The sequence below is a fragment of the Emcibacter nanhaiensis genome (genome assembly GCF_006385175.1).
Classification (GTDB): Bacteria; Pseudomonadota; Alphaproteobacteria; order Sphingomonadales; family Emcibacteraceae; genus Emcibacter; species Emcibacter nanhaiensis.
Genome location: NZ_VFIY01000005.1, coordinates 75,583 through 88,990, shown reverse-complemented (window position 1 = coordinate 88,990; position 13,408 = coordinate 75,583). Strand labels below are relative to the sequence as shown.

Annotated in this window: 7 protein-coding genes; 4 read left to right on the top strand and 3 right to left on the bottom strand. The window is 59.8% G+C overall.

Translation table 11 applies throughout. The annotated features are described in order from the left end of the window. Nucleotides 1–169 precede the first annotated feature (169 nt). The 4 genes from FIV46_RS04355 to FIV46_RS04340 all read left to right on the top strand — a co-directional run bounded on the left by FIV46_RS04355 (nucleotide 170) and on the right by FIV46_RS04340 (nucleotide 9,164). Nucleotides 170–1,543, top strand: a complete 1,374-nt coding sequence (locus FIV46_RS04355) for a Na+/H+ antiporter NhaC family protein (RefSeq protein ID WP_139938799.1) — start codon at nucleotides 170–172, stop codon at nucleotides 1,541–1,543. A 12-nt stretch (nucleotides 1,544–1,555) separates the two neighbouring features. Further along, nucleotides 1,556–2,929 (top strand): sodium-dependent transporter, encoded by a 1,374-nt coding sequence (locus tag FIV46_RS04350; protein ID WP_139938797.1) that lies wholly within the window; start codon nucleotides 1,556–1,558, stop codon nucleotides 2,927–2,929. A gap of 164 nt (nucleotides 2,930–3,093) precedes the next feature. Further along, nucleotides 3,094–4,260 carry a PAS domain-containing protein gene (locus FIV46_RS04345; protein ID WP_139938795.1) on the top strand — a complete coding sequence of 389 codons (1,167 nt, stop codon included), beginning with the start codon at nucleotides 3,094–3,096 and terminating at the stop codon, nucleotides 4,258–4,260. A gap of 98 nt (nucleotides 4,261–4,358) precedes the next feature. Continuing rightward, nucleotides 4,359–9,164, top strand: coding sequence for an NAD-glutamate dehydrogenase (locus FIV46_RS04340; RefSeq protein ID WP_139938793.1), 4,806 nt, complete (start codon nucleotides 4,359–4,361; stop codon nucleotides 9,162–9,164). Nucleotides 9,165–9,234: 70 nt separating this feature from the next. Here FIV46_RS04340 and purH read toward each other — a convergent pair whose 3' ends face one another. The 3 genes from purH to rpe all read right to left on the bottom strand — a co-directional run bounded on the left by purH (nucleotide 9,235) and on the right by rpe (nucleotide 13,407). After that, nucleotides 9,235–10,836: a bifunctional phosphoribosylaminoimidazolecarboxamide formyltransferase/IMP cyclohydrolase gene (gene purH, locus FIV46_RS04335; RefSeq protein WP_139938791.1), complete on the bottom strand. Its 1,602-nt coding sequence runs from the start codon at nucleotides 10,834–10,836 to the stop codon at nucleotides 9,235–9,237. A gap of 98 nt (nucleotides 10,837–10,934) precedes the next feature. Beyond that, on the bottom strand, nucleotides 10,935–12,650 hold the full coding sequence (locus FIV46_RS04330) for a heparinase II/III family protein (RefSeq protein WP_139938789.1): 1,716 nt from the start codon (nucleotides 12,648–12,650) through the stop codon (nucleotides 10,935–10,937). Between the two features lie 94 nt (nucleotides 12,651–12,744). Then, nucleotides 12,745–13,407, bottom strand: coding sequence for a ribulose-phosphate 3-epimerase (rpe, locus tag FIV46_RS04325; RefSeq protein WP_139938787.1), 663 nt, complete (start codon nucleotides 13,405–13,407; stop codon nucleotides 12,745–12,747). Between the last annotated feature and the right edge of the window lies 1 nt (nucleotide 13,408).

The window sequence follows — 13,408 nt, the reverse complement described above, 5'->3', positions numbered from 1 at the left end:
CTCCCTGGTTTTTGCTGCAAGTCTAGGTTCCCCCGGCAGACTTGTCAGTCCCCACAAAGCGGGACATTAACTTCGCCATCCGTCATCGTGACGCTTGACCGCCCCAGCAACCTCTTCCATACTGCCGACATTAAATAATAAATCAAAATAATCTGGTCGGGGAAATTTTATGGAATGGCTTTCTGTACTGCCGCCACTGGTTGCCATCATTGTTGTCTTGTGGCGCCGGGAAGTGATCCTCGCCCTGTTCCTCGCTATCTATTGTTCCGAGACTTTACTGCAGGCCGCGACCGGCATCCACGCCCCCTTCATGGGCTTCCTCGCCAGCATCGAACGGATCATCGCCGTGTTCCAGAGTCCCGGCAACGCCCGGATCCTGATGTTCAGCCTGCTGATCGGCGCCTTTCTTGCCTACCTCAGGCATTCCGGCGGGGTCAGCGCCCTGGTGGAAAAACTGGTCAACTCCGGGCTCGCCGGCGGACGACGCCGGGTCGGGCTGATGACCACACTGACCGGCGTGGTGCTGTTCATTGAGTCCAACCTCAGCGTGCTGACCGCCGGCATCCTGTCGCGCGGCCTGTTCGACAAATTCGGCATGAGCCGGGCCCGGCTCGCCTATATCATCGACAGCACCAGCGCGCCGATCTGTATCCTCATTATGTTCAATGCCTGGGGGGCTTATGTGCTGGGCCTGATCAGCACCTATGACATCGACCGTCCGGTCAGTGTCCTGATCGGCTCGGTGCCGCTGAATTTTTACGCGCTCACCACCATCGCCATTGTCTTCTATGTGGTGCTCAGGGACCGGGTGCACGGGCCCCTGGCCCGGGCCGACAAACAGGCCGCCACGGAAAATGAAGCCCTGCCGGAATTTGCCGCCACCAAGGCGCGCTATATGGTGATTCCGCTCTTCGTGCTGATCGGCGGCATATTCGCTTTCATGTACTGGACCGGCAACGGCACGCTCACCGAGGGCGACGGCACCCAGTCGATTCTCTATGCCACCGCGCTCGCCACCCTGGTCGCTTACCTGATGATGCTGATCAGCCGCCGCTTCAGCCACCATGACCTGGTCAACATCGGCTTCGAGGGCATGAGCGAGCTGTTGCAGCTGGTGCTGATCGTGCTGCTGTCGCTGGCGCTGGGGGCGAGCCTGAAACTGCTCGGCACCGGCACCTTCATTGCCGGACTGGCCGGGGAACATGTGCCGCTGGTGCTGATCGTGCCCATGCTGTTCCTGGCCGGGGCGCTGGTCAGTTTCACCACCGGCACCAGCTGGGGCACCTTCGCCCTGATGATCCCGATCGGCATGCCGCTGATCGAGACCCTGGGCCTGCCGCCGAGCCTGGTGTTGTCGGCCGTGCTCGGCGGCGGCATTTTCGGCGACCATTGTTCACCCATTTCCGATACCACCGCCGTGTCCTCCATCGCTGCCGGCTGCGACCTGCTGGAACATGTGCGCACCCAGCTGCCCTATGCCCTGGTGGCCGGCGGGCTGACCTTCGTCCTGTATATAATTGCCAGCTTTATCATGATATCCTAGAGGCTCCCGATCATGTCCGAGACAACTTTCACTCACGAAAAATGGTCCTCCCGCGCCACATTCCTCATGGCTGCCATCGGCGCCGCGGTCGGGCTTGGCAATATCTGGCGTTTCCCCTTTATCACCGGGGAAAATGGCGGCGGCGCCTTCGTGCTGCTGTACCTGTTTTTTATTTTCGCCATCGGCCTGCCTTTGATCATGGGCGAACTGGCGCTCGGCAAGCACGGCAAGATGGGGGCACTCGGCACGCTGCAAAAGCTGATCCGGGAAAACAACCTGCATCCCTTCTGGAAAATCATCGGCTGGTTTTCCATCCTGGTGCCGTTGCTGGCGCTGACCTATTACAGCGTGGTGGCCGGCTGGTCCATGGCCTATATCTTCAAGGCTGCCGGGGGCGGATTCTCGGGTCTGGACGCGGCCGGTTCCGGAGGGATGTTTAACGCGCACCTGGGCTCCTTCGGCGAACTGACCCTGTGGCATTCGCTTTATATCCTGGGCATTGTCCTGGTGGTGGCCCGCGGTGTGCGCAGCGGCCTGGAAACAGTGATCAAATATATGATGCCGGCCCTGTTCGCCATCGTGCTGCTGCTGGCGGTCTACAATATGACGGTCGGCAATGCGGCCCAGACCCTGAATTTCCTGTTTGCCCCGGATTTTTCCAAAATCAATGGTGGGGCCGCGCTGCTGGCTTTGGGCCAGGCCTTTTTCTCGCTCGCCGTCGGTGTCGGCGCCCTGATCACCTATGGCGCCTATCTGCCCGAAGGGGTGCGGCTGCCCCGAGCCGCCAGCATCATCGCCGGGTCGGACACCCTGGTCGCCCTTCTGGCCGGGCTGGCGATTTTTCCCATCGTCTTCAGTTTCAACCTCCCGGCCGGTGAGGGTCCGGGGCTGATTTTTGTCACCCTGCCGGTGGCGTTCGGGCAGATGCCGGGCGGCAGCATCGTCGCGGTGCTGTTTTTCCTGTTGCTGACCTTTGCCGCCTTTACCTCGTCCATCGCCATGCTGGAACCCTGCATCGCCTGGCTTGAGGACAAAGGCCTGTCACGGAAAAAAATGAGCTGGCTGATGGGTCTGGCCTGCTGGGCCATCGGCCTGATGATGGTCGGCTCCTTCAACCAGTGGAAAGATTTCTTCCCCCTCGGCTTCCTGCCCTTCTTCGAGGGCAAAACCATCTTCGACGTGACCGACTTTATTGTCGCCAACGTCATGCTGCCGCTCAACGCCCTGCTGATGGCCCTGTTTGTCAGCTGGTTCGTGTCCAGCGACCTGATGAAGGATCAACTTGATATCCGCTCGGACCGGCTGTTCACCCTGTGGCAATTGCTGGTGCGTTTTGTCGCCCCGGTCGCCATTACCGTTATCCTGATCCAGCAATTTACCGGCTAGGCAACTTTCGGGCGGTAAAATTGTCCGATTCACCGGATATTTACCTGTCTGCCCTAGAGTTGTGCCGGAAGAGAATTCTTGAAAGTTGGCTCATACATATAGTATGAACAGCACAGAGGACCCAGCCCGGCGCAGAGAGCCGGACAGAAAACCGGTGGACCATCATGGACCCAGAAAATATGGCGGGACAGGAACGGCGCATCACCTTTCAGCTTTATGATCACTGGATCGAGCTGGCGGGAGAGCGGGAAATGCCGTCGCTTCGCGAGCTGTCGCCCGATGACATCGCCCCCTACAAGGACCAGATGGTCCTGATCGACCTTCGTGACAAGGACCAGGAAGCCAGCCTGCAGGTCATCGGCCATGCCCTGAAGGAAGACCTGGAGGAAGACCTGACCGGCAAATGCCTGAGCGACATCCCGCGCCGGACCATGCTCAGCCGCATTACCGACCATTACCTGGAAGTCTTTGCCAACCGCGCCCCCATTTCCTTCGAAGCAGAGTTTGTCAACAAAGAGAAAGAGCGGGCCCTGTACCGGGGCATCCTGCTGCCCTTCAGCGACAACAATGAGGAAATCAATTTCATCCTCGGCGCCGTGCGCTGGATCCTGGAAAAGGATATGCCACCACGGGAAGCCGTGATGCCCGAAGCGCCCGCCGGCGAAGAAATTCCCGCCCCGGCGGCGGAAAGGCCGCTGGTGCCGCTGGAGCAGCAGATGCTGGAATGCCGCCGCCTGGCCCAGGGGGAGACCGCCGCCGACAGCCGGTCCCGGAAATCCCTGTACCGGGCGCTTGCCGCCATCCTTGATTTTTACATCGACACCGGCAAGGCGCCACAGGAATATCAGCAGCTATTGCAGCAGGAGGGCCTGAAGGTCCAGAAACGGGCGCCGATCACGCCAGTGCTGAAACTTTGTTTCGGGGCGGATTACGACAAAACCCGCCTCACCGAATATGCCGCCGCGCTGGACTTTGCCCTGACAAACGGCCAGACCGGCAATACCCTGGAGGCTTTTCTGGAAAGCTTCAAAGGTGGCATCAAGGGATGCGTCAGGGCGCGCCGGGAACATGCTTCCGGACTGCCCTCCGCCGCCACAAAGAATTCGCTTGAAGAGGCGGAAAAAATAGTTAAAAACATGCCGACAATAGCCGGCTTTGACCTGACGGAAAATATTCCGCAAGAAGATCAGGCAGATCCGGACAAAGAAGACTTTTGTTTGATATTGGGTAAACGAAAAGGAACGTCTGTGGAGATCATAAAACTGCTCGGTGAAGAGGAGGAGCGGACACTCGCGGCTCTTCTGAAACGGGTGGCAAAAGACCAGCACTGATTTTTCTTTTCTCAGAATAACACCGGCCTCACCACGCAACGGGATCGCAAGGGATTCTCGAAACGTAGGCGATTCCCGGTAAGATCAAGAGGGATATTGTGAACAGCTGGGCACAAAAAGACAATCGTATCGACTCCGTCGTCAGCTTTGCCACGGATCGCATGAAAAACGCCGAAGAAACCGGTTTTCCGGAATTCGTCCGGCAACTTTATGAAAACGCCTCCCCCGACGACCTGATCAACCGGCCGGTTGACGAACTCTACGGCATCGCCCTGTCGCTGTGGAAATTCGGCGAAGACCGGGAGCCGGGCAAAACCAAGCTCAGGGTCTTTAACACCACCCTTGAGGAACATGGCTGGCAGTCCTCGCACACCGTGGTGCAGATCATCAACGACGACATGCCGTTCCTGCTGGATTCCGTCACCTTCAATTTACTGGAGGAAGGCTGCGACCTGCATATGCTGTTGCATCCGATCCTGAAGAACCGGCGCGACACGGACCACAAGCGGGTGGCAAAAGGCGGCAAGCAGGTCGCCGAATCCTTCATGCATATCGAAGTCACCGCCATGACCGATCCCGCGCAGCTGAAGGCGCTGGAAGAAAAGCTGCATCAGGTCATGACCTTCGTGACCACCGCCGTGGCCGACTGGAAACCGATCGTCGCCAAAATGGAAGAAATGATCGGCAACCTGGACCAGACGCCCAAGTCGGTGCCCCGCAGCGAAGTCACGGAAGCGCAGAATTTCATGCGCTGGCTGATCAACGACAATTTCACCTTCCTCGGTTACCGGGAATATGACCACAGCGGCAAGAAATCGGATCCGGACAAGGAACCGGGCCTCGGCATCCTGCGCGATCCTGGAGTGTACGTCCTGCGCGGTCCCGAAGGCCTGGTGCCGGTCAATCCGGAAATCGCCCATTTCATGACCCAGCCCGAACCGATCCTGATCACCAAGGCCAATGTGAAATCCCTGGTCCACCGGGTGGTTCACCTGGACTATATCGGCTTCAAGAAATATGACAAAAGCGGCAAGGTGGTGCGGGAAGCCCGTTTTGTCGGCCTGTTCACGTCCGATTCCTACATGGAGCGGGCCCGTTCCGTCCCTTACCTGGGCCGCAAGGTGGAAAATATCATCAACCGCTCCGGCTTCAAGGAAGGCAGCCATAACGCGCGCAGCATGCTGCATATCCTGGAAACCCTGCCCCGGGATGAATTGTTCCAGATTGACGAAGACCAGCTGTTTGAAACCGCCATGGGCATCCTGCACCTGCATGTCCGCCCCAAATGCCGCGCCTTCATCCGCAAGGACAAGTTTGAGCGCTATGTCTCGGCCCTGGTGTTTGTACCGCGGGAAATTTACGATTCCACCCTGCGCGGCAAAATCGAAGCCATTCTCTGTGACGCTTATAACGGCGAATTGTCTTCCCGTTATGCCCAGCTCAGCAATGACCGCACCGCCCGCTGGCATTTCATCATCCGTACCAAGGCCGGAAATGTGCCCAACCCGGATCCGGAAGATATCAACCGGCGGATCGAGGAAGTGGCCCAGCGCTGGAACGATTATCTGCAGGAAGTGCTGACCGACCACTGGGGCGAGGAAAAGGGCAACCAGCTGTTCAACAAATACAGCAAAGCCTTCAACTCCGCCTATCGGGAAAGCTTCGACCCCCGTTTCGCCGTCACCGATGTGGAAAAACTGGAGCTGTTGCCCGAGTGCGACAATATCCAGTTCAACCTGTTCCGCATCGCCGAGGATCCGGACCATATCATCCGGCTGAAAATCTACACCAGTCACCAGACCATCGCCCTGAGCGACTGCCTGCCCATGCTGGAAAATATGGGTCTTAGGGTGATCGAGGAAATGGCCTTTGACCTGAAGGTGCGGGACAAGGACGAGAATGTCCTGCATGTGATCCATGATTTCTTCCTGGAGGATGTGAACCGGCAGTGGCGAGATCTGTCGGAAATCAAGGACCGCATGGAAGCCACCCTGCGCATGGTCTGGCTCGGCCGCATCGACAATGACGGCTTCAACAAACTGGTGCTGCGGGCCGGCCTCAACTGGCGCCAGGTGCTGGTCCTGCGCACCTACAGCAAATACCTGAGACAACTTTCCATGTCCTACAGCCAGCGCTACATGCAGGACACCCTGACCCAGCATGCGGAAATTGCCGGTTGTTTGGCTCAACTTTTCGAGGTCAGTTTCCGCACCGACCTGGGAGCGGACGTGGACCGCGAAGCCGAGCGCGAGCGGCTGACCGGCCAGGTCCGGGAACTGCTGGAAAAAGTGGATATCCTCGACCAGGACCGCATGCTGCGCAGCTACCTTAATGTGATCGGCAGCACCCTGCGCACCAATTTCTACCAAATGGATGAAGACGACCAGCATAAACCCTATGTCGCCATCAAGATCAAAAGCCAGGAGGTGCGTGAAGCGCCGAAACCGAAGCCCTTCGCCGAGATTTTCGTCTATTCGCCCCGGGTGGAAGGCGTGCATCTCCGCTTCGGGCCGGTTGCCCGCGGCGGCCTGCGCTGGTCAGACCGGCGCGAGGATTACCGCACCGAAGTGCTGGGCCTGGTCAAGGCCCAGCAGGTGAAGAACACCGTCATCGTGCCGGTCGGCGCCAAAGGCGGCTTTGTGCCCAAGATGCTGCCCGAAGGCGGCAGCCGCGAGGAAATCCTCGAAGAAGGCATCGCCTGCTACAAGACCTTTATCTCCGGCCTGCTGGATGTGACCGACAACCTGCGGGACACCGATGTGATCCCGCCGCAGCAGGTGATCCGGCGCGACAGCGATGATCCCTATCTGGTGGTCGCCGCCGACAAGGGCACGGCCACTTTCTCCGACATTGCCAACGGCCTGGCCCAGGACTATGGCTTCTGGCTTGACGACGCCTTCGCCTCGGGCGGCTCCCAGGGCTATGACCACAAGAAGATGGGCATCACCGCCCGCGGCGGCTGGGTGTCGGTGCAGCGCCATTTCCGGGAAAAAGGCATCAATGTGCAGAGTGATTCCATCACCGTGGCCGGGATCGGCGACATGTCCGGCGACGTGTTCGGCAACGGCATGCTGCTGTCGGAAGCCATCAAGCTGGTCGCCGCCTTCGACCACCGGGATATTTTCATCGACCCGGCTCCCGACCCGGCCAAAAGCTTTGCCGAACGCCGGCGCCTGTTCGACCTGCCGCGCTCCAGCTGGCAGGACTATGACAAAAAGCTGATTTCAAAGGGCGGCGGCGTGTTCAGCCGGCGGGCCAAATCCATTGCCGTCAGCAAGGAAATCGCCAAACTTCTCGACATTCCGGCCGACCAGGCCAACGTCACGCCCAATGAGCTGATCCGCTTTATCCTCAAATCCCATGTGGACCTGTTGTGGTTCGGCGGCATCGGCACCTATGTGAAATCCAGCCATGAAAGCAACGGCCAGGTCGGCGACCGCGGCAATGACGCCATCCGCGTCAACGGCCACGACCTCAACTGCAAGGTGATCGGCGAAGGCGGCAACCTGGGCTGCACCCAGCTCGGCCGCATTGAATTCGCGCTCCGGGGCGGCATGCTCAACACCGACGCAGTGGACAACTCCGCCGGCGTCGACTGTTCCGACAATGAAGTCAACATCAAGATCCTGCTCAACAGCCTGGTATCCGACGGCCACCTGACCCGCAAACAGCGCGACAGGCTGCTGGAGGATATGACCGATGATGTGGCGGAGATAGTTCTGCGGGACAACTATCTCCAGACCCAGGCCATCAGCGTCGCCCGGGCCGCCAGCATCCGCGAACTGGACAGCTTTGTCCGCTATATGGATGATCTGGAAAAAGAAGCCCATCTCGACCGGGAACTGGAATTCCTGCCCGGCGATGACGAACTGATCGAGCGGGGCGAAAAGGACCAGGGCCTGACCCGGCCGGAAATTTCCGTACTGGTCGCCTATGCCAAGATGTGGCTCTATGACGAGTTGCTGGCCAGCGACCTGCTGGACGACCCGTACCTGGAAAAATATCTGGCGGAATCCTTCCCCGAGCGCCTGAGCAAAAAATATCCGGAAGCGGCCAGGAATCACCGGCTGCGGCGGGAAATTATCGCCAAGGTGCTGTGCAACGACATCGTTAACCGCGGCGGCATTCACGACCTCAAGGAAGAGACCGGTGCGGCGCCATGGGAAATCGCCCGGGCCAGCATCATCAGCCGGGAAGTCTTTGACCTCGATGTCCTGTGGAAAAAAATCGAGGAACTGGATTATATAGTCCCGGCCACGATCCAGATCCTGCTGCTGATGGATGTGGAGGAATTCGCCCGCCGTCAGACCATCTGGTTCCTGAACAACACCGATCCCAAGCAGCCGATCCGGTCCATTATCGAGCAGTATAAGCCGGGCATCAAAAAGCTGTTCGACATGCCGATTGTGGTGCAGACCACCCATGAGGAAAGCCTCAAGGCCAAAATCGCCATGTATTGCGAACAAAGCGTCAGCGAGGACCTGGCCACCGACATCAGCAACCTGGAAATGAAAGTGGCCGCCTGCGACATTGTCCAGGTCGCCGAAGAACAGAAACGGGATGTGGTCGATGTGGCCAAGGCCTATTTCATGCTCGGCGACGAGATGGGCTTTGACTGGCTGCGCGACCAGGCGGAAATGGCGGAAACCGCCGACCACTGGGACCGCCTGGCGGTGAAAAGCGTGGTCAGCGACCTGCTCGACCAGCAGAAGCTGCTGACCCGGCGCACCCTGCATGAAAGCAAGAACCGCTCCTCGCTGGCGGCGGCCAAGGAATGGCTGGCGGACTCCGAAGCCTCCACCGCCCGGATCCAGAAACTGATCCGGGAGTTCCAGCTGGCCGGCCATATCAATGTCACCAAACTGGGGTTTGCCGCCCGGCAGATCCGGAATGTGGTGAGCTGATCGACAATAACGCAAAGAAAAGGCCGCCCGGTGAGGCGGCCTTTTTTGTTGTCTGGTAAAACTTCTTGTCTCAGTGGCGGAAGTGGCGCATGCCGGTGAACACCATGGCCAGACCGCGCTCGTCAGCAGCGGCAATCACTTCATCATCGCGGATCGACCCGCCCGGCTGGATCACCGCCGTGACCCCGGCTTCGGCGGCACTGATCAGGCCGTCGGCGAAGGGGAAGAAGGCGTCGGAGGCGACCACGGAGCCCTCGGTCATCACCGTGTCATATCCCGCCGCTTCGGACGCATCCTGCGACTTGCGGGCCGCGGTGCGGGCGCTGTCGACCCGGCTCATCTGACCGGCGCCGATCCCCACGGTCGCTTCATCCTTCACATAGATGATGGCGTTGGACTTCACATGCTTGCAAACGGTGAAGGCAAACAGCAGGTCTTTCAGTTCCTGCTCGCTGGGCTCGCGTTTGGTCACCACTTTCAGGTCATCCATGGTCACCTTGCCGTTGTCCCGGCCCTGCAGCAGGTAGCCGCCGGCCACGGATTTGATGATCTGGCCGGCTTCGCGTGGGTCGGCCATGCCGCCGGTCAGCAGCAGGCGCAGGTTTTTCTTGGCGCCCAGCAGGGCGACGGCGTCTTCGTCAGCTTCCGGCGCAATCACCACCTCGGTGAAAATCTGGGAAATTTCCTCGGCCGTGGCCGCGTCCAGACGCTGGTTCAGGGCGATGATGCCGCCGAAGGCGCTGACCGGATCGCAGCGCAGCGCCTTGTTATAGGCATCAATCAGGCTTTCCCCCCGGGCCACGCCGCAGGGGTTGGCATGTTTGATGATGGCCACCGCCGGGCTTTCGGCAGCGGCAAATTCGCTGACCAGTTCGAAGGCGGCATCGGTGTCATTGAGGTTGTTGTAGCTCAGTTCCTTGCCCTGCACCTGCACCGCCGTGGCAATGCCCGGGCGCGGTGTGGCGGAACGGGTCACATAGAAGGCCGCATCCTGGTGCGGATTTTCGCCGTAGCGCAGGGTCTGCTTCAGGGTCGCGGTCAGGTTCAGGCGCTGGGGATAGGTTTCCCCCAGCTCGGACGCAAACCAGCTGGAAATGGCTGCATCATAGGCGCCGGTGCGGGCAAAGGCCTTGGCCGCCAGGTTTTTACGCAGGTCGCCGGTGGTAGCGCCGTTATTTTCCTGCATGGATGTCATGACTGCGTCATAGTCCTCGGCTTCGACCACCACGGTGACGAACTTGTGGTTTTTGGCGGAGGAGCGGATCATGGCCGGGCCGCCGATATCGATATTTTCGATACAGGTGGCGAAGTCGGCGCCTTTTTCCACGGTTTCCTCGAACGGATAAAGGTTGACCACCAAAAGGTCGATGGCGCCGATATCATGTTCTTTCATGGACGCCACATGTCCCTCGTCATCCCGGAGCGCCAGCAGTCCGCCGTGGATTTTCGGATGCAGGGTTTTGACCCGGCCGTCCATCATTTCCGGGAAGCCGGTATAACTGGCCACTTCCGTCACCGCCACGCCGGCCCCGGCCAGCATTTTGGCGGATCCGCCGGTGGAGAGGATTTCCACCCCCTGGCTTTCCAGGAATTTGCCGAATTCAACCAGGCCGCTTTTGTCGGAGACGGACAGGAGAGCCCTCTTGATGGGCTGCAGAGACGTGTCGCTCATAAATCTTTCCTTTTTCTTTCTTGCTCTGTCAGGGCATGTACTGAATCACCGTGTCTGACGCAAGGCCTAATTGCCCCGAAGCGCCAATCAGTGCCCCGTCAGGCGTCTATTATTCGTTTTACAGCCCATTTCACGGTTGTATCGCCGCTGCCGGCCATATTGGACAGGACAATCTGGCGGCTGCGCTGCAGGCGGCCGGGCGCCCCGAGGTAGAGGCTTTCTTCAAGGGACATTTCCGCGCCGGAGGACATGAACATCCAGACCTCGTCACTGGGCAGGCGCAATTTGATCTTGTTGCGCCCTTCCAGCAGGCTCGCCGCCACATCGGGATGCAGGTGAAAGCGGATATCGAACGGCAGGCTTTCCACTCTGGACGATGTCGCTTCGAGGATATCCTCGCCACGCACATCATCGCCTTCCCGGTTCATATAGATCAGCCGCCAGTGTTTGCGCCCGAACCGGTCTTCATAACCGTTGTGGCTACATTCCAGCAGCACGTCGCCGCGCTCCTCGATCCGGCGGCTGGACACCACCGTCGGGCCGGCGCCGATCAGGCCGTTTTCCAGGATTTCGCTGCTGTTGCGGTTGTTCAGCACCAGGGTGCTGTGGGCCGCAGTAATGCGGGAGATGGTGAACAGATCCGTGCCGTCTTCTCGCGGATAAAAGGCGCCACTGCCGCAATTGACGATGATGCGCTGGTTGTGGCTGCTGAGTTCAAAAGACAGCGTCCCGGCGTGACAGTTGCGGCTGATATCGGGCAGGGCCGGCGGACCGCTGTCGACAACCAGGGCGGTGCCCCCTTTCTGCAGCCGGCGGAATCCGGCCTGCAGCGCATCCAGCTGCATGTCCCGCCCCACCCCGGCCATTTCCAGGGTCTGGCGGATGTCTTCTTCCGACCCTTCGCTGGCGCCATTGAACAGGGCCAGCCGCCCGTCGCCGTGGCACAGCAGGCGCAACAGGCCCGCCAGCCGGTCCATGGCGGCAATCAGTTCTTCGGGAATTTTATGGCCCATGCCGCGGCAGGCGGAGCGCAGCATGATCAGGTCCTTGAGCAGCCGCAGCACATCTTCCGGATTGCGGCTCGCCACACCGCCGTCGGGATAAACTTCGTCCGCGAGTTCCCGTTTCAGCAGCGAGATTCCCCGCTTCAGCCAGTCTTCGCCATGGGGAATATAAAGCCCCGCCTGAATCAGACCGGAAATGGCCAGCAACCGGTCCGGCCCCGGGGGAAAATCGGAACTTTCATGCATCAGGTGCCGGGCCTGCCGGGCGAGGCCGTTGAGCACCCGGCTGCGATAGACCAGATCGTCGGTGTCCATGATCAGGGGCGCATAGGCCAGCCAGTTGATGATCCGCCGGCCGGCGAGGTCCGGCCGCCAGGCATATTCATTCCAGTTTTCAAACTGGTCCAGCCAGCCGCTGACCAGTTCCTCGGCCCGGGCGCGGGCGGCCAGCCGGTCCACCGCCCGGTTCAGGTCCCGAAGCCAGGCAAAGCTCTGCAGGTAATCCCGCCACTGGTCGGACAGCTTGTCTGCCGACCAGATTTCCGCCGGTGTCCATTCCCCGTTTTCATGGGTCGGGTTGCGCAGCACCTGGCCGGCGCAATAAAACCGCCGCGCCAGGATATGGGCGCCGCCGGCCACGGTGCCCTGCCAGGGATCCCTGGGCGTGCCCAGCAGCCGCAAAGGGTGCTTGCCCTTGAGGCGCATATCGTAATATCGGGTTTTCTGTCCCGCCTGGCGGACAGCAGACTTGAATCGGGCCGGCATTTTCGCGGAAAAGGGTCGCACGGATGGTCGGCGCAGCTCTGCCATGAATTTCAATACTCCGGGAATCTCTGCGGGAATCTTTGGCTGTCCGGGAGCATATCACAGGAGCCCGGAAAGATAACAGGGAATTTAATGACGCTTATTCGCCGCGCAGGGCTCGGATATTTTCCGCATATTTTGCCGGGCCGCCGGTGAAAGTGGCCGTGCCGGCCACCAGCACGTCCGCCCCGGCGGCAACGGCCCGGGGCGCGGTTTCCAGATTGATGCCGCCGTCCACTTGCAGGTCGATCTGGCGCCCGCTGGCATCGATCATCTCGCGCAGGCGGGAGATTTTATCAAGCTGGGTCTCGATGAATTTCTGGCCGCCGAAGCCCGGGTTGACACTCATCACCAGCACCAGGTCCACCAGGTCCATGACATTCTCCACATATTCCAGCGGCGTGCCCGGATTGAGGGAGATACCCGCTTTTTTACCCAGCGACCTGATCAGCTGCAGGGTGCGATGGAAATGGGGACCGGCTTCCGGGTGAATGGTGATGATATCGGCGCCGGCATTGGCGAAATCCTCGATAAACAGGTCAACCGGGGAAATCATCAGGTGCACGTCAAAGATTTTGTTGCTGTGCGGCCGCAGGGCCTTGACCACGGACGAGCCGATGGTGATGTTGGGTACGAAATGGCCGTCCATCACATCCACATGGATATAGTCGGCCCCGGCCGCATCCACCGCCGCCACTTCGGCGCCAAGCGCAGCAAAATCCGCTGACAGAATGGAAGGAGCAATTTTTGTGGCCTGTTGCATG

Bases quoted from the DNA above. Each gene is read 5' to 3' on its own strand.
- FIV46_RS04355 (WP_139938799.1), top strand. From the start codon at position 170: ATGGAATGGCTTTCTGTACTGCCGCCACTGGTTGCCATCATTGTTGTC.
- FIV46_RS04350 (WP_139938797.1), top strand. From the start codon at position 1,556: ATGTCCGAGACAACTTTCACTCACGAAAAATGGTCCTCCCGCGCCACA.
- FIV46_RS04345 (WP_139938795.1), top strand. From the start codon at position 3,094: ATGGACCCAGAAAATATGGCGGGACAGGAACGGCGCATCACCTTTCAG.
- purH (WP_139938791.1), bottom strand. From the start codon at position 10,836: ATGAGCGACACGTCTCTGCAGCCCATCAAGAGGGCTCTCCTGTCCGTC.
- FIV46_RS04330 (WP_139938789.1), bottom strand. From the start codon at position 12,650: ATGGCAGAGCTGCGCCGACCATCCGTGCGACCCTTTTCCGCGAAAATG.
- rpe (WP_139938787.1), bottom strand. From the start codon at position 13,407: ATGCAACAGGCCACAAAAATTGCTCCTTCCATTCTGTCAGCGGATTTT.